Origin of the sequence: Janthinobacterium woesei (assembly GCF_051380875.1) — a bacterium.
Lineage (GTDB): Bacteria > Pseudomonadota > Gammaproteobacteria > Burkholderiales > Burkholderiaceae_D > Janthinobacterium.
The window spans coordinates 169169-184809 of record NZ_JBNYXW010000004.1 but is presented as its reverse complement, the minus strand read 5'-3'; the positions used below and the strand labels follow the sequence as shown (position 1 = coordinate 184809).

Sequence of the window (15641 nt, the reverse complement as noted above, 5' to 3'; positions counted from 1 at the left end):
GCAATTTTGGCGCCCGCTGTACCGCGCCAGCAACACTTCTCCATTTCCCCGCCATAAAGGCAGCCCTAGGCAGTTTGCGCAATTGACGGATAAAATGAGAATCATTATCATTCTTATCCCCTTGCGCCGAATGCCTACGCCACGCTGTTGTCACGCCGCCTGAGCGAACGCGCAAACATTGTCATTACGGAGATTCATGCATGGCTGCCATTTTTTCCCCCATTCCCTTCTCGCTGCGCCCATGCGCGCTGGCCATCGCCCTCACCTGCTTGGGCGCGCCCGCTGCAGCACAGGCGCAGGAAGCGAAGACTGCCGATAACGCCGGCCCCATCCTCGAATCGATCCAGGTCAGCAGCAACTTGCTGGGCACCAGCATGGCCGCCAGCACGAAAAATTTTGCCGGTGCCCGCACCGTGGTACAAAAGGACGACATCGAAAACTCGGGCGCGTCCAGCATCAGCGACGTGATGCGCCGCATTCCCGGCGTGCAGATCAGCGATAACTCGGGCAGCGCCGGCAGCGCCGTGTCGCTCAATATCGGCGTGCGCGGCCTGGCCGGGCGCTATTCGCCGCGCAGCACGGTCTTGCTCGATGGCATTCCGATGTCGGTGGCCCCTTATGGCCAGCCGCAACTGTCGTTCGCCCCCGTCAGCCTGGCCAATGTCGAGACGGTCGACGTCGTGCGCGGCGGCGGCGCCGTGCGCTTCGGCCCGCAAAACGTGGGCGGCATCATCAACTTCAAGACGCGCCGCGTGCCCACCACGCCGGGCATCACGGGCGACGCCAGCGTGCGCTACAACGCGTACAGCGAAGTGGGCCACAACACGCAGGCGAGCGTCTTTGCCGGCACCGAGCTCGACAATGGTCTGGGCCTGGCGGTGCTGTACTCGGGCATCCACGGCAGCGACTGGCGCGTCGCCAGCGATGAAAAAGTCAACGACTTCGCCCTGAAATTTCGCTATGACCTGAGCCCTACCGCCGAAATCTACGCCAAGCTGTCCTATTACGACGTGACGTCGCGCACGCCAGGCGGCCTGAGCGTGGCGCAATACAAGGCCGATCCGTTCCAGAATACGCGCCGCGGCGACTTCTGGAGTGGCGAGCGCAAGGCCTTCGACATCGGCTACCTGAACGCCATGTCCGGCGCGCAGGAAGTCGAAGTGCGCGCCTACTATTACAAGAGTTCGCGCCAGAGCACGCTGGTCAACGCCACCAGCACGGGCATGGGCCACCAGCCGCGCAACTATGAAACCATGGCCGTCGAGCCCCGCTACACCCAGCGCTTCGTCACCGGCAAGGTCTCGCAGGACGTCACCGTCGGCTACCGCTACCTGGCTGAGCGGGCCGATGAAAGCGTCTACAACGTCGTCATCGCCAGCGGCGTGCAGCAGGCGCCGACGCGCTTTGCCGACAACGCCACCGATGCGCAAGCCGTGTATATCGACGACAAGATCGCCGTCGGTGCCTGGCGCATCACGCCGGGCGTGCGCTACGAACACATCAAGACGGAGCGCATCAATCACTTGCCGGCAGATGAAACGATCGATTTGCTCAACAACAAGGCGCTGCCGTCGCTGAACGTGGCCTATTTATTGAACAACAATACGACCCTGTTTGCCAACTACAACAGCTCGTTTGGCGCCGTGCAAAACACGCAGCTCAATTCGCAGTCGGGCAAGAATCCACTGCAACCGGAACTGGCGAAGACGGCCGAGCTGGGCGCACGCTGGAAGAGCGGCCAGCTGTCGGCCGAGGCGACCTTGTTCAATATCAAGTTCGACAACCAGATCCAGTCCATCGGCAGCGGCAGCAACGTCACCTTCTACAACGTGGGCGCCACGCACCACCGGGGCCTGGAATCGGCAGTGGACTACCACTTCGACAAGTCCGGCCCGCTGGCCGGATTGAATGCCTACGCCACCTACACTTACACCAAGGCCACTTTGCAAGACGGCGTGAATGCGGGCAATGACGTACCCTATTACGCGCGCAACACCGATACCGTCGGCGCCCATTATCAACTGGGCGCGTGGGGCTTCGACCTGTCGAGCAGCCACCAGAGCCGCCAGTTCGCCGACGATGCCAACACCGTGGCGGAAAGCGCCAAGGGCGATGTGGGCGTCATTCCCGGCTACCGCACCTGGAATATGCAGGCAAAATGGACAGTGCCGGGGCAAAATGGCCTGGAACTAGTCGCCGGCATCAACAACCTGACCGACGAGCGCTACTTCACGCGCACATCCGACGCCAACCTGGGCAAGATGGTGGGCGCACCGCGCATGGTCTACCTGCAAGGCCGCCTGGCATTCTGATCCCCGCGCACGACGGCACCACGCAAGGCGGCTTGAGCGGCTTCAATCCCACCGCCGCCGGCACGCAATACCTGGAACTCAATACCGAGAGCCTGTCGCACACCTCGCAAGCCATCGCCACCACGGCGGGCACCAATTACACCTTGTCGTTCGCCTACTCTGGCCGTCCCGACACCCCAGGCGGCGCGAATAGCCTGATGAATGTCTACTGGGGTTCCCCCCTGCTCACACCAACGGGCCTGGTCGGCCAGACGGACGGCATCTGGCAGACGTACAGCCAGAACCTGACTGCGGTCGGTTCGTCGACCTTGCTGCGCTTCGAATCGATCGGTCCGGCCTCCGCGCCCACCTACGGCTCCTACCTGGACAACGTCTCGGTGATGGCCGCCGTGCCGGAACCGGAAACCTACGCCATGATGCTGCTGGGCCTGGGCTTGCTGGGCTTCATGGCGCGCCGCAAGAGCGCCGCCTGATTCTTGCCAGGCGTCGCGAAACCGCCGCCCCGCTGCACAGCCGGGCGGCTTTTTCATGCCGCGGCACGCCATTACAATTTCAGGAAATGTTGCCTAAAAGAACTAGATTAGGGCTACAATAGCGCTACTTATATCCAGCAATGCCTGGCATCGCTCCGCCAGGGCCGCTACCGCGCCCTGATCATCAGTACGCATTTTTTGAACAGGATGGCTGGCGATGCCGGGCTTGCTTCCGCGCCTGACACCACCACCAAGCACGCACCATGGCTGAAGAAAAAACCATCACCGAAACCAGTTCCTACGGCAAGGATACCCCCGTTGGCCGTCCCGATGTCGATGGCCGCGCCGGCATTTTCGTGCCCACCGCGCAATTTGACCTCGACTCCACCACGACCATCCGCAAAGGCGCCGGCATTGTCGGCTTCGGCAATCTCGATGGCACCCTGACCGTGTATTTCGAGGCGAACCGTTTCGATGAAAGCAACCTGCACAAGTGGGAACACAAGGCGCGCAAGGCATACGACCGCATGGTCATGGGTGCGCCCACGGTGTCGAAGGCGAAGATCGATGCGCGCATGCTGGAACAGGTCGGCATCATCGACGGCATGGGTTTCAACATCAAGCATCCGGAACGCCTGACGCACTGGCTGACGGTCTCGAACGTGCTCGACACGGCGCCGGACGAGCCAGTGGTGCGCTGGAAAAATCGCTGATGGGCAGAAGCGGGGCGCGCAAGCCAGCGACGAGGTATTGTCCTACATCGTGGCGGACAGTCATCTGATGCCGGTATGCATCAACTCATCTTATGATGAAAGCATACCCACCACGTCCAGACGCCCCAAACCATTGAGGAGTACGCCATGTCCCGCCTCTTCCCGATCAGCTTTGGCGCCTTGCAAATAGGTCTGGCAGCGGCGGCGGTGTATATCCTGTGCTCGGCAGACGTATTGCACCAGACTGCGGTGTATTTCCACTAAGATAAAATTCGGCAAGCAGGCGTTCTTGCCTGTCTCTTGCCTGTCTCTTGCCTGTCTCTTGCCTGTCTCTTGCCTGTCTCTTGCCTGTCTCTTGCCTGTCTCTTGCCTGTCTCTTGCCTATCTCTTGCCTGCTCGTTAGCGGCGGCCGTGATGCCGGCCATGCCCGCCCCAGCCACCACGGTTTCCACCGTAGCGCCCAAAGCCAAACATGAAGTCCAGCCCGATCGACACGGGCGGGTTGTAATAATACGGTTGTGGCGCGTACACGGGCGCTGGCACGTATACGGGCTGCTGCACGTAGACGGGCTGTTGCTGTTCATACACCGGCTCATTCGTGTATTCCACGCGCGGCTGGCCCACCACCCGCGATGACTGCACCGGCTCGGACGACACCGTGCGCCATTGATACGGGTCATACGCGGCCTGTGGCGTGCGCGAGCCGTAGTACGCGGGACCGGGGGGCGCCACGACGCAGCCACCCAAGGCGGCCAGCGAAATTACTGCCAACAGGGTTTTCATCGCAATTCTCCTCATTTGTACTACCTCTAATTAAGTACTATAAGAAATAACGCGGTGCTTTGCTGCGCTTTTACCGATTGTTACACGCCTACGCACGCTGCAACATGAAGTGTGGCAATGCCGCCACAAGCAGCCCGCACAGGGTATTGCCTCAAATAAATGGAATCTCGCAAGTGTCGATCGCCTTGCCGGCCGCATCGTAACGCTGCACGCACACCTGGTAGCGCACGCCGTAATCGAGATCGACTTGCTCGACCTTGCCGTACTTCAACTTCCAGCTGGGCTGCACCTGCTGCTGGCCAACGATGGCCGCCACATCCTGCGGAATGGCCATGGCCGTTTGCGTCTCGCCCTGGCGCGCATCTTGGCGCCGCGCCACGTCGATGGCCACGCTGAGTGCCAGTTTGACGCCGCCATCGGCATACGCCAGCGCGGGCGCGCTGCGCCTGGCGCGCATCACGCCCCAGGCGCACGCCTTGCCGGCGGCATCGCACTGCTTCAATTGTGCCAGCGGGAAAACCTCAGTGGCAATCGTGCCGTGCTTGACAGGCCAGCTGGTGCGCACGCCATCGCGTTTGCCGTTCAGGGGATTGTCCCAGCTCAGGCTATTGACGATGGCCACGGTTTGTCCCGCCTGCAAGCCCGGTGGCGTTCCCAGGGAAGCGCAGGCAGACAGCAACAGGGCGCAAGCGGCGAACGTAGACAGTATCAGGGTGCGTTGCATAATAAACCTCTTCTGGCGGGAGCCGCGATGATATGCCCCGAGGGTAACAGAGTCTGGCGCAATGGCGCCGTTTCCTGGCGCACATAACAGTACGGGCAGCGCCTTTGCAAGCGCTACCCGTATCGGATAAGGCAACATCAGGGAGTCAGCCTCCCGGTGGCAGCTGGATCAGTCCAGTTTCCAGGCGTAATCGACCTTGGTCCAGGTTTGCGCTGCAGCACCATCCTTGGTGCCTGGCTTGAACTTGCATGCGGACAAGGCCTTGATGGCGGCCTTGTCCAGATTCTTGAAGCCGCTGCTCTTGTCGACTTTCGAATCGGCAACGCTGCCATCGGCATTGACCAGGAAGGACATCGTCACGGTGCCCTGCTCTTCGTTCATCAGCGAGGCTTTCGGATAGTCAGCCTTGCAGTTCTTGGCATCGAACGACGCTGGCACTTCGGCAGCAAATGCGGCCGAAGAGACGGACACCAGCAAGGCTGCTGCAACACTCAAAAAACGCTTATTCTCAAACATGTGCTTCCCCATTATTATCAGATACGGTAATTACAATTCCTGTGTGCTGCCCGCAGCGCTTAAAACTCTTCCCACTCGTCATTGCTGGTGCTGCTGGCCGCTGCCGCCTTGCGTGGCGCTGGAGCTGCCACTGGCGCGGCGGCTACGGCCTTGCGTGCCAGCGACTTGACCGGGCGCAATGCTGGCGCCGGCTTGCGCACGGCGACGGGCGCGACGGCCACGGGGACAGGCACATACGCTGCCGGCTTTTCTTCGCCTTCGACCAGCTTGAAGATGCTGACCACGTGCGACAGTTCCGCCGCCTGGTCCTGCAGGCTTTGCGCCGCAGCAGCAGACTGCTCCACCAGGGCCGCATTTTGCTGCGTCATGCCATCCATCTCGATGATCGACATATTGACTTGCTCGATACCGGCGCTTTGCTCCTGGCTGGCACTGGCGATCTCGCTCATGATGTCCGTTACGCGGCGCACACTGTCGACCACTTCGCCCATCGTCACGCCGGCCTGGCCCACCAGGCGCGTGCCGCGTTCGGTCTTCTCGGCCGAATCGTCGATGAGGATCTTGATTTCTTTCGCCGCACTGGCGGAACGCTGGGCCAGGTTGCGCACTTCGGACGCCACCACGGCAAAGCCGCGGCCCTGTTCGCCGGCACGTGCCGCTTCCACGGCCGCGTTCAGCGCCAGGATATTCGTCTGGAAGGCGATGCTATCGATCACGCCGATGATGTCGACAATTTTCTTCGCCGATTCATTGATCGAGCTCATGGTATCGACCACTTGCGACACCACGGAGCCGCCCTTGATCGCCACGTCGGAAGCGGTGGCGGCCAGCTTGTTGGCTTCGCGCGCATTGTCGGCGTTCTGCTTCACGGTCGAAGTCAGCTCTTCCATCGCCGAGGCGGTTTTTTCCAGCGCGCTGGCCTGCATTTCCGTACGCGACGACAAATCGAGATTGCCGTCGGCAATTTCGCGCGAGGCCGTGCCGATAGCTTCCGTCCCGACGCGCACCTGGCCAACGATGCCCACCAGGCTGTTGCGCATTTCCTTCATTTCCGCCAGCAGGCTGCTGGTGTCCGAGGGCTGCGTGTGGATGCCGATCGACAGGTCGCCATTGGCGATGCTGCCGGCGATCGATGCCGTATAGTCAGGTTCGCCGCCCAATTGCTTCAGCAGGCCACGGGTAATCACCAGTGCTGCCGCCACGCCCATCGCCACGGCCAGTGCGCCGAGGATGATCATGAACAGGCGCGCGCTGTCGAACGCCGTACGGGCATCCGATTGCATTTGCGCATTGAGCTTGTCTTCCAGGACGGCCAGCTGTTCCAGCGCTTCCATCCATTTTTTCTGTACCGGGCGGATTTCCTTGATCATCACGCGCGTGGCGGTTTCCGCATCGTTGGCCATCCACAGCGCGGACGCCTTGGCGATGGCCGGCATGGCAGCGGCTTCATATTCCTTGATCGCGGTCAGCAAGGCTTTTTCTTCAGGGATAGACTCGGCGGCAAATTTCTCTTCGAGCTTTTTCTGCGTGTCCTGGTAGGTCGTCGTTTGCGCCTTGATACGCGCCATCTCCGGCTCCATATCGCTGGCGTCTGTCATCAAGGTCAAAATGCGCAGCGAGGTGATGCGGTCGCTGACGTTGCCACGCATGTCGATCACCAGGCGGGTGACGACATTGTTGACATTGATTACGTGATCGAGACGTTCCTGGATTTGCGCCATGCGCGCAATGCCGACTACGGTGACGGCCACCAGCAGAACCAATACCAGGGCGAATCCCAGGCCCAGGCGAGTACCAACCTTCATTTTTGCTAAATTCATTTCGGCTCTTCGTAAATGAAAACTATTGATAAGAATTTTGCCCGGCACGACAAGACGAAGGCCGCGAGACGCCGGTGTGCGCCTCTGCCTGTCGGTCAGTTGGCGCTATCCGGCCGCACGCAGCCTGAGGTACTTCCTGGTCTGCAGCAACACTGAAAAACCCGTGACTGCGAATGCAAATTTGTTCAACACACTGAAGTTTTGACACCGTTGATATGAGATCAACATCAAACATTCATAAGAGAAATATTTTCCTATAATCAATTATAGGTGTAAATTTTGCCTCAAAGCAAGCAATAAGTGCCTGAATAAGTTGCAGATTAACTTTCTTCGGGGAAATGGCAACAAGACCGATTCTTGCCAAGCAGAAATGCCCCATGACAGTGCGGGCGTGCGCTGAAAATGCGCATTTACAACACATAGCATAGCCATATGACATCATTTTTATGGGAACGGCAGAGGGAGGGGTGTGGCGGATAATACCAATACGCCATGACGCATATCTAGACAACCAGGATCAGCTATCCCAGCTGCAATGCAGGACTTAGGCGTGGCTGGCCACGCCTATGACAAAGACGCTCCAGATGGCGCCCAATTGGCCGGCCAGACTGCGCTGACCGGAGGATACCAGTTGATGCCAGTGCGGCTTGCCGCCCAGCACATCGTCCAGTTCGCGCCCAAAACCGTCGTCCAGCAGGCACTGGCGCGGCGCGCAAGCGCCGCCGCCGGCCATCAGGCGGGCAGCAACAGGCGCGCCGCCGCTTCGAGCAGCAAACGCGGATCGCCCGAGGCGAGTTTCTTCGAATCCGACAGGGTCTGGCGGAAGCCGCGCGCGCCGGGCAGATTTTGCATCAGGCCCAGCATGTGGCGCGTGATGCCGTTCAGTTTCAGCCGCCCTGCCTCCCTCTCCAGCTGCGCACTGATATAGGGAATCATCGCCTCGAGCACTTGCTCGCGCGTCTTGACGGGCGCATCGTCGGCGTAATAGCGCTGGTCGAACTGCGCCATCACGTAGGGGTTGTGATACGCCTCGCGGCCCAGCATGACGCCATCGAGGTGCTGCAGGTGCAGGTCGATTTCGGCCAAAGTCTTGATGCCGCCATTGATGATGAACTCGAATTGCGGAAAATCACGCTTCAAGCGATAGGCATAATCGTATTTCAGGGGCGGCACTTCGCGGTTTTCCCTCGGCGTCAAGCCTTTCAGGATGGCGTTGCGCGCATGCACGATAAAGGTGCTGCAGCCGGCATCGGCCACGGTGCCGACGAAATCGCGCACGAAGTCGTACGACTCGCTATCGTCGATGCCGATGCGGTGCTTGACGGTAACGTCGATGCTGACGACGTCGCGCATGGCTTTGACGCAGTCGGCCACCAGTTGCGGCTCGGCCATCAGGCAGGCGCCAAACGCGCCCTTTTGCACGCGCTCGGACGGGCAGCCGCAGTTCAGGTTGATCTCGTCATAGCCCCAGTCCTGGCCCAGCTTGGCGCTGGCGGCCAGGTCCTTCGGGTCGCTGCCGCCCAGCTGCAGCGCCACCGGGTGCTCTTCCTCGTTGAAGCGCAAATGCCGCTCGACGTCGCCGTGTATGAGCGCGCCGGTGGTCACCATCTCGGTGTAGAGCCAGGTATGGCGCGTGATTTCGCGGTGGAACTTGCGGCAATGGCGGTCGCTCCAGTCCATCATCGGGGCAACGGACAGGCGGCGGGAAGGCAGGGTTGGGACAGTCACAATACGCTCGCTACAAAAAAGGGGAACCAAAACGTCAAACCCGCTGCGTCGCATCACCGCAAGGTCATGCAAGCACAGCGGGTCTGGTTGGTGCGGCACGCAGCCGCACCACTACAACAATTACGCGTCGCGGCCGGCGCGCTTGCGTTCGTTTTCTTTCAGGAAACGCTTACGCAGACGGATCGACTTCGGCGTGATTTCTACCAGTTCGTCGTCGGCGATGAATTCCACCGCGTATTCCAGCGACATTTGCACTGGTGGTACCAGGCGCACGGCTTCATCGGTACCCGACGAACGCACGTTGGTCAGCTGCTTGCCCTTGATCGGGTTGACGACCAGGTCGTTGTCACGCGAGTGAATGCCGATGATCATGCCTTCGTACACTGGATCGTTGTGGACCACGAACATGCGGCCGCGGTCTTGCAGTTTCCACAGGGCGTAGGCAACAGCGGCGCCGTCATCTTGCGAGATCAGCACGCCGTTACGACGGCCAGCCATTTCACCACGGGTGTTATCGACTGGCGCGTATTCGTTGAATACGTGGCTCATCAGGCCGGTGCCGCGGGTCAGGGTCATGAATTCGCCCTGGAAGCCGATCAGGCCACGCGCCGGGATCAGATACTCGAGACGCACCCGGCCCTTGCCATCCGATTCCATGTTCTGCAGGTCGCCACGACGACGGCCCAGTTCTTCCATGACGCCGCCTTGGTTGACTTCTTCAACGTCGACCGACAGGTTTTCAAACGGCTCGTGGCGTACGCCATCGACCATCTTGTAGACCACGCGCGGACGCGATACGGCCAGCTCGAAACCTTCGCGACGCATGTTTTCGATCAGAATCGTCAGGTGCAATTCGCCGCGGCCCGATACTTCAAAGATCGTGTCGTCGTCGGTCGGCGCCACGCGCAGAGCAACGTTGGCTTTCAGTTCGCGGTCCAGACGGTCACGCAATTGACGCGAGGTCACGAACTTGCCTTCGCGGCCAGCCAGTGGCGAGTTGTTGACCATGAAGTTCATGGTCAACGTTGGCTCGTCGACGGTCAGCATCGGCAGCGCTTCCGGGGTATCCGGGGCACACAGCGTCGAACCAATGCCGATTTCGTCGATACCGTTGATCAGGCAGATGTCGCCGGCGACAGCTTCGTCCACCAGCACGCGCTCCAGGCCCTTGAAGTTCAGCACCTGGTTGATGCGGCCTTTGACAGGCGTGGCGCCTGGGCCATTGATGACCAGCACGTCTTGGCCGACCTTGACGGTACCGCGGTTGACGCGGCCAATGCCGATCTTGCCGACGTACGACGAGTAGTCGAGCGAGGTGATTTGCATCTGCAGCGGGCCTTCCGGATTGTCATCACGGACAGGCACGTGTTGCAGGATGGCATCGAACATCGGTTTCATGTCGCCGCCGCGCACGTCTTCGGTCAGGCCGGCATAGCCGTTCAGGCCCGAAGCGTAAATGATAGGGAAGTCCAGTTGCTCTTCGGTAGCGCCCAGTTTGTCGAACAGTTCGAACGTCTGGTTGATGGCCCAGTCCGGGCGCGCGCCTGGACGGTCGATCTTGTTGACGATGACGATAGGCTTCAGACCCAGTGCCAGCGCTTTACGCGTGACGAAACGGGTTTGTGGCATCGGGCCTTCCTGTGCATCGATCAGCAGCAATACCGAGTCAACCATCGACAGCACACGTTCCACTTCGCCGCCGAAGTCGGCGTGGCCTGGGGTGTCGACGATATTGATGTGGGTGCCTTCGTACTCAACAGCGCAGTTCTTCGACAGAATCGTGATGCCGCGCTCCTTTTCCAGGTCGTTCGAGTCCATGACTCGGGTGTCGACCGCTTGGTTTTCACGGAAGGTGCCGGATTGGCGCAGCAGTTGGTCAACCAGGGTAGTTTTACCGTGGTCAACGTGGGCGATAATGGCGATATTACGAATTGCGCGTTTTGTATTTGACATGGTCGTAGTAGTTACTAAGAAACTGCGGATGCGTACGGAGGTGTACGAGATACCCGAATGCTAATCTATTTCCGGAACCGCGTAGTATAGCATGTTGCGTTGCAACGCTATCTAAAAATGCTGGCGGCTCCCGCAGTCGGGGGCGGATTATTTAAAAAAGCGACACCGGGCTAACAGTGTCGCCGGTCAAGATGACTTGCGCGTGACTTACTCATTCATGCGCCGTGGCGATCAAGCGCTCGGGCGCCAGGATGCTGTATTCCTGCAACTGGCCCGTGCCCAGCAGCTTGCTGTCGTGGTACACGCGCACGCGGCCAGGCTCGCCGGGCACAGCGACGTCTTCCTTGCCCAGCGCAATGCGCTGGCCATGCAGGAAACGCTTGGCCAATTCTTCGCTCAACTGGACGGCTGGAAAACTCGACAGCAAGGCATCGACGGGCGCCAGCAGGCTGAGCGGTGCGGCATGCGCCGTCAGCTCATCGAGCGTAACCACGCCGGCCAGGCTCAAGCTGCCCACTTGCGTGCGGCGCAGGGCGTTCAGATGCGCGCCGCAACCGAGGGCATTGCCGATGTCTTCGCCCAGCACGCGGATATACGTGCCCTTGCTGCACATCACCGATAATTTCAGGAACGGGGCTTCGTAGCCGAGAAACTCCAGCTGATGGATGGTCACCGGGCGCGCTTCGCGCTCCAGGGTGATGCCAGCCCTGGCATACTCATATAAGGGCTTGCCGTCCCGTTTCAAGGCCGAGTACATCGGCGGCGTCTGCATGATCGGCCCGCGGAACTGCGCCAGCACGGCCTCAATCTGCTCTTGCGTCACGTTGACGTCGCGCGTTTCCAGCACGTCGCCCTCGGTGTCGCCCGTATTCGTCGTCTGCCCCAGGTGCACCAGGGTTTCGTAGGTTTTATCGGCTTCCAGCAAATCCTGGGAAAACTTGGTCGCCTCGCCAAAGCACAAGGGCAGCAAACCCGTGGCGAACGGGTCCAGCGTGCCCGTATGGCCCGCTTTCTTGGCATTCAAGACGCGCTTGGCCTTGATCAGGGCATCGTTGCTGGACCAGCCCACGGGCTTATCTAACAGCAAGACGCCATCGACCAGGTCGCGCACCCGCTTGATGCCGGGCGGTTTCTTCGGTCCGGCCACGCTTATTGCTCGTCCGCTTTGTCTTCCGGCTCGCCGTTCGGCACGCCGTTCGGCTTGACGTCCGGCTCGGCATCGGCCGCGCGCGTGGCGTTGGCCTTGTCGATCAGCAGCGACATTTCCATGCCGCGCGAGGTCGAGCTATCATGCACGAAATGCAACATCGGCAAGGTGTGGATGTGCAGGCGCTTGCCCAGCAAGCCACGGATGAAGCCGGCCGCGGCCGACAAGCCTTCGGTGGTGTTCTTGATGGCTTCCTTGCTGTCTTTCAACATCGTGAAAAACACCTTGGCGTGTGCGTAATCGGGCGTGATCTGCACTTCGGTAATGGTGATCATCGTGCCCACGCGCGGATCTTTCAATTCGTAGGTGACGATTTCAGCCAGATCGCGCTGGATCTGGTCGGCCACGCGCAAGCCGCGCGCTGGCATGGTTTTGCTATGTTTAGCCATGATAGTTGTGCTGTCCTAAGTGCCGCAGGGCGCATGGGTCAAACGGTTGCCCGTTGACCAATGCGCCCCACGTGTTTGCGCGGACAACTATGTCCGCGCCATTGTTCTTGCTGAGATTACAGGGAACGAGCGATTTCCTGGACTTCGAACACTTCCAGCGTGTCGCCAACCTGAATGTCGTTGTAGTTCTTCAGCGACAGGCCGCACTCCAGACCGGCGCGAACTTCTTTCGCATCGTCCTTGAAGCGTTTCAGGGAGTCGATCTCGCCGCTCCACACCACGATGTTGTTGCGCAACAGGCGGACCGAAGAAGCACGCTTGACCACGCCATCGGTGACCAGGCAACCGGCAATCGCGCCCACTTTCGAGACCAGGATAACCTGGCGGATCTCGACCTGGCCGATGACAGTTTCGCGTTTCTCTGGCGGCAACATGCCCGACAACGCCGCTTTGATCTCGTCGATCGCATCGTAGATGATGTTGTAGTAACGAATATCCACGCCATTCGACTCGGCCAGCTTGCGCGCTTGCGCATCGGCACGGGTGTTGAAGCCGATGATGACCGCTTTCGAAGCAACTGCCAGATTGACGTCCGATTCCGTGATACCACCGACGGCCGCGTGGACAACTTGTACGCGCACTTCGGAGGTCGACAGTTTCTGCAACGAGCCAACCAAGGCTTCCTGCGAACCCTGCACGTCCGTTTTGATGATGACAGGCAAGTTTTTCACTTCGCCTTCGGCCATCTGGTCGAACATGTTTTCCAGCTTCGCGGCTTGCTGCTTGGCCAGTTTCACGTCGCGGAACTTACCTTGACGGAACAGACCAATTTCACGCGCCTTGCGCTCGTCAGCCATGACGACGACTTCTTCACCGGCAACCGGCACTTCCGTCAGACCCTGGATTTCGACCGGGATCGATGGACCAGCTTCGGTAATCGACTTGCCGTTTTCGTCCAGCATGGCGCGCACGCGGCCATACGAGGAGCCAGCCAGAATCACGTCGCCGCGCTTCAGGGTACCGGACTGCACCAGGATCGTCGCGACAGGACCGCGGCCCTTGTCCAGACGCGCCTCGACTACCAGGCCGCGTGCAGGTGCATCGACCGGTGCTGTCAGTTCCAGCACTTCAGCTTGCAACAGCACTTGTTCCAGCAGCTCGTCGATGCCCTGACCCGTTTTCGCCGAGACCGGCACGAATGGCGATTCGCCACCGTACTCTTCCGGCAAGACTTGTTCAGCGACCAGTTCCTGCGTCACGCGGTCAACGTTGCCGCCCGGTTTGTCGACCTTGTTGATCGCCACCACCAGCGGTACGCCAGCTGCTTTCGCATGGGCAATCGCTTCTTTCGTTTGCGGCATCACGCCATCGTCGGCGGCAACCACCAGAATAACGATGTCGGTTGCCTTGGCGCCACGGGCACGCATCGCGGTAAACGCTTCGTGGCCTGGGGTGTCAAGGAAGGTGATCATGCCGCGTGGCGTATCAACGTGATAAGCGCCAATGTGCTGCGTAATCCCGCCCGCTTCGCCGGACGCCACTTTGGCGCGACGAATGTAATCGAGCAACGAGGTCTTACCATGGTCGACGTGACCCATGACGGTGACCACCGGTGCGCGTGGCTTGCTTTCGAAGTGCGCGTGTTCGCCCACATCGGCCAGCAGCGCTTCCGGATCGTCCAGTTCGGCGGCAAACGCCTTGTGGCCCATTTCTTCCACCAAAATCATGGCGGTTTCCTGGTCCAGCACCTGGTTGATCGTGCACATCTGGCCCAATTTCATCAAATGCTTGATGACTTCGGAAGCCTTGACGGACATTTTGTGTGCCAATTCGGCAACAGTGATCGTTTCCGGTACGTGCACGTCTTTGACGACAGCTTCCGTAGGCGCCTGGAAATTCGATTCACGGTCGTCATGGTGCGTCGGGCGACGGCCCTTCGCGCCACCGCGCCAGCTGTCACGGCCGCCTGGGCCGCTATTGCCGCGTGGCTTCGGACCACCGGTGGTGCCGCGTTTTTTCGCGTCATCGGACCAGGTGGACGACACATTGGCCGACTTGATCGATTTCTTGTCTGCAACAGCAGGCTTCTTGTCGCCCGGCTTGTCGCCAGGTTTCTTGTCAGCAGGCTTGTGCAAGGTGCCTTCCGGAGCCTTCGGCTTGACCGGAACAGGCACAGGCTCAGGAGCTTTGATGGCGCGGCGTGGCGCGTTCATCATGGCCTTGATCTGGGCAACTTCGTCGGCAACAGCCTTGCGTGCACGGTCGGTGGCTTCCGCTTTTTCCGCGGCTTCCTTGGCGGCAACAGCAGCGGCGGCGGCTTTTTTCTTCGCTTCTTCAGCGGCAGCAGCTTTTTTCGCTTCCGCAGCGGCGTCGTCAGCGACAGCCGGCGTGCCGGCAGCAGCGGCAGCAACCACGGTGGCGGCCTTGACGGCGGCTTTCTTGGCTTCTGCTTCGGCTTCTTTCTTGGCGGTCAGTTCAGCCTGTTGCGTGGCTTTCGCCTGGGCTTCTTTTTCCGCGTCGAGCTTGGCCAGACGTTCTTGCTTTTCGCGCAGATCGGCTTCCTGGCGGGCGATCAGTTCAGCCTGTTTACGGGCTTCTTCTTCACGCCGCGCCACGTCGGCGGGATCGATCACCGGCGCGGCAGGCGCGACCGGTTCTGCTGCGACAGGCGCAACTTCGTCACGCTGGACGAAGGTGCGTTTCTTGCGCACTTCCACTTGGATGGTGCGCGATTTGCCGGTTGCGTCAGCTTGCTTGATTTCAGTCGTTTCCTTGCGGGTCACGGTGATTTTCTTCTTTTCTGTGTCAGCCGCTGCGCCGTGTGTGCGGCGCAGATGATCCAAAAGCTTGTCCTTATCATCTTTCGACAATGGATCTGACGTCGAACTTTTTTCGACGCCGGCAGAACGCAGCTGCGTCAGCAGCAAATCTGCAGGCATCTTCAGTTCGGTGGCAAATTGGGCTACGTTGTTACTCGCCATTCAGTCCTCTTTTCTATGTGTCGCGGAGATGATAAAGATACT

The 15641-nt window shown here is 60.1% G+C and carries 13 protein-coding genes; 3 read left to right on the top strand and 10 right to left on the bottom strand.

Annotation, left to right across the window (positions count from 1 at the left end; translation table 11 throughout):
• Positions 1-200: 200 nt before the first annotated feature.
• The 3 genes from ACQ4W6_RS05585 (at position 201) to ACQ4W6_RS05575 (ending at position 3498) form a co-directional block, all read left to right on the top strand.
• Entirely contained in the window at positions 201-2312 is a 2112-nt protein-coding gene (locus ACQ4W6_RS05585; RefSeq protein WP_436566190.1) for a TonB-dependent receptor family protein, read from the top strand.
• 197 nt (positions 2313-2509) lie between these two features.
• Positions 2510-2785 carry an FxDxF family PEP-CTERM protein gene (locus ACQ4W6_RS05580; protein WP_436566315.1) on the top strand — a complete coding sequence of 92 codons (276 nt, stop codon included), beginning with the start codon at positions 2510-2512 and terminating at the stop codon, positions 2783-2785.
• A gap of 263 nt (positions 2786-3048) precedes the next feature.
• The gene (locus ACQ4W6_RS05575; RefSeq protein ID WP_436566189.1) at positions 3049-3498 is read left to right on the top strand and encodes a hypothetical protein; all 450 of its coding nucleotides are present in this window, start codon (positions 3049-3051) and stop codon (positions 3496-3498) included.
• 399 nt (positions 3499-3897) lie between these two features.
• On the opposite strand, the gene ACQ4W6_RS05570 is transcribed toward ACQ4W6_RS05575, so the two are convergent.
• The 10 genes from ACQ4W6_RS05570 to infB all read right to left on the bottom strand — a co-directional run bounded on the left by ACQ4W6_RS05570 (position 3898) and on the right by infB (position 15599).
• Complete coding sequence (locus ACQ4W6_RS05570; RefSeq protein WP_436566188.1) at positions 3898-4281, bottom strand: hypothetical protein; 384 nt, start codon at positions 4279-4281, stop codon at positions 3898-3900.
• Between the two features lie 151 nt (positions 4282-4432).
• Complete coding sequence (locus ACQ4W6_RS05565) at positions 4433-5005, bottom strand: hypothetical protein (protein ID WP_436566187.1); 573 nt, start codon at positions 5003-5005, stop codon at positions 4433-4435.
• A 168-nt stretch (positions 5006-5173) separates the two neighbouring features.
• The gene (locus ACQ4W6_RS05560) at positions 5174-5521 is read right to left on the bottom strand and encodes an energy transducer TonB (RefSeq protein ID WP_436566186.1); all 348 of its coding nucleotides are present in this window, start codon (positions 5519-5521) and stop codon (positions 5174-5176) included.
• 59 nt (positions 5522-5580) lie between these two features.
• Entirely contained in the window at positions 5581-7341 is a 1761-nt protein-coding gene (locus ACQ4W6_RS05555) for a methyl-accepting chemotaxis protein (RefSeq protein ID WP_436566185.1), read from the bottom strand.
• Positions 7342-7885: 544 nt separating this feature from the next.
• Positions 7886-8074: a hypothetical protein gene (locus ACQ4W6_RS05550; protein ID WP_436566184.1), complete on the bottom strand. Its 189-nt coding sequence runs from the start codon at positions 8072-8074 to the stop codon at positions 7886-7888.
• Positions 8074-9123: a tRNA dihydrouridine(20/20a) synthase DusA gene (gene dusA, locus ACQ4W6_RS05545; RefSeq protein ID WP_436566314.1), complete on the bottom strand. Its 1050-nt coding sequence runs from the start codon at positions 9121-9123 to the stop codon at positions 8074-8076. Before dusA ends, ACQ4W6_RS05550 begins: the two co-directional genes overlap by 1 nt.
• A 66-nt stretch (positions 9124-9189) precedes the next feature.
• On the bottom strand, positions 9190-11022 hold the full coding sequence (typA, locus tag ACQ4W6_RS05540; RefSeq protein ID WP_436566183.1) for a translational GTPase TypA: 1833 nt from the start codon (positions 11020-11022) through the stop codon (positions 9190-9192).
• A gap of 211 nt (positions 11023-11233) precedes the next feature.
• Positions 11234-12169, bottom strand: a complete 936-nt coding sequence (gene truB / locus ACQ4W6_RS05535; RefSeq protein ID WP_436566182.1) for a tRNA pseudouridine(55) synthase TruB — start codon at positions 12167-12169, stop codon at positions 11234-11236.
• Between the two features lie 2 nt (positions 12170-12171).
• Positions 12172-12618: a 30S ribosome-binding factor RbfA gene (rbfA, locus tag ACQ4W6_RS05530; protein ID WP_436566181.1), complete on the bottom strand. Its 447-nt coding sequence runs from the start codon at positions 12616-12618 to the stop codon at positions 12172-12174.
• A 116-nt stretch (positions 12619-12734) separates the two neighbouring features.
• Positions 12735-15599, bottom strand: coding sequence for a translation initiation factor IF-2 (gene infB, locus ACQ4W6_RS05525; protein ID WP_436566180.1), 2865 nt, complete (start codon positions 15597-15599; stop codon positions 12735-12737).
• Positions 15600-15641: the final 42 nt, after the last annotated feature.

Coding starts and splice junctions, on each gene's coding strand:
- ACQ4W6_RS05585 (WP_436566190.1), top strand. CDS start 201: ATGGCTGCCATTTTTTCCCCCATTCCCTTCTCGCTGCGCCCATGCGCG.
- ACQ4W6_RS05580 (WP_436566315.1), top strand. CDS start 2,510: ATGAATGTCTACTGGGGTTCCCCCCTGCTCACACCAACGGGCCTGGTC.
- ACQ4W6_RS05575 (WP_436566189.1), top strand. CDS start 3,049: ATGGCTGAAGAAAAAACCATCACCGAAACCAGTTCCTACGGCAAGGAT.
- ACQ4W6_RS05570 (WP_436566188.1), bottom strand. CDS start 4,281: ATGAAAACCCTGTTGGCAGTAATTTCGCTGGCCGCCTTGGGTGGCTGC.
- ACQ4W6_RS05565 (WP_436566187.1), bottom strand. CDS start 5,005: ATGCAACGCACCCTGATACTGTCTACGTTCGCCGCTTGCGCCCTGTTG.
- ACQ4W6_RS05560 (WP_436566186.1), bottom strand. CDS start 5,521: ATGTTTGAGAATAAGCGTTTTTTGAGTGTTGCAGCAGCCTTGCTGGTG.
- ACQ4W6_RS05555 (WP_436566185.1), bottom strand. CDS start 7,341: ATGAATTTAGCAAAAATGAAGGTTGGTACTCGCCTGGGCCTGGGATTC.
- ACQ4W6_RS05550 (WP_436566184.1), bottom strand. CDS start 8,074: ATGGCCGGCGGCGGCGCTTGCGCGCCGCGCCAGTGCCTGCTGGACGAC.
- dusA (WP_436566314.1), bottom strand. CDS start 9,123: ATGCGACGCAGCGGGTTTGACGTTTTGGTTCCCCTTTTTTGTAGCGAG.
- typA (WP_436566183.1), bottom strand. CDS start 11,022: ATGTCAAATACAAAACGCGCAATTCGTAATATCGCCATTATCGCCCAC.
- rbfA (WP_436566181.1), bottom strand. CDS start 12,618: ATGGCTAAACATAGCAAAACCATGCCAGCGCGCGGCTTGCGCGTGGCC.
- infB (WP_436566180.1), bottom strand. CDS start 15,599: ATGGCGAGTAACAACGTAGCCCAATTTGCCACCGAACTGAAGATGCCT.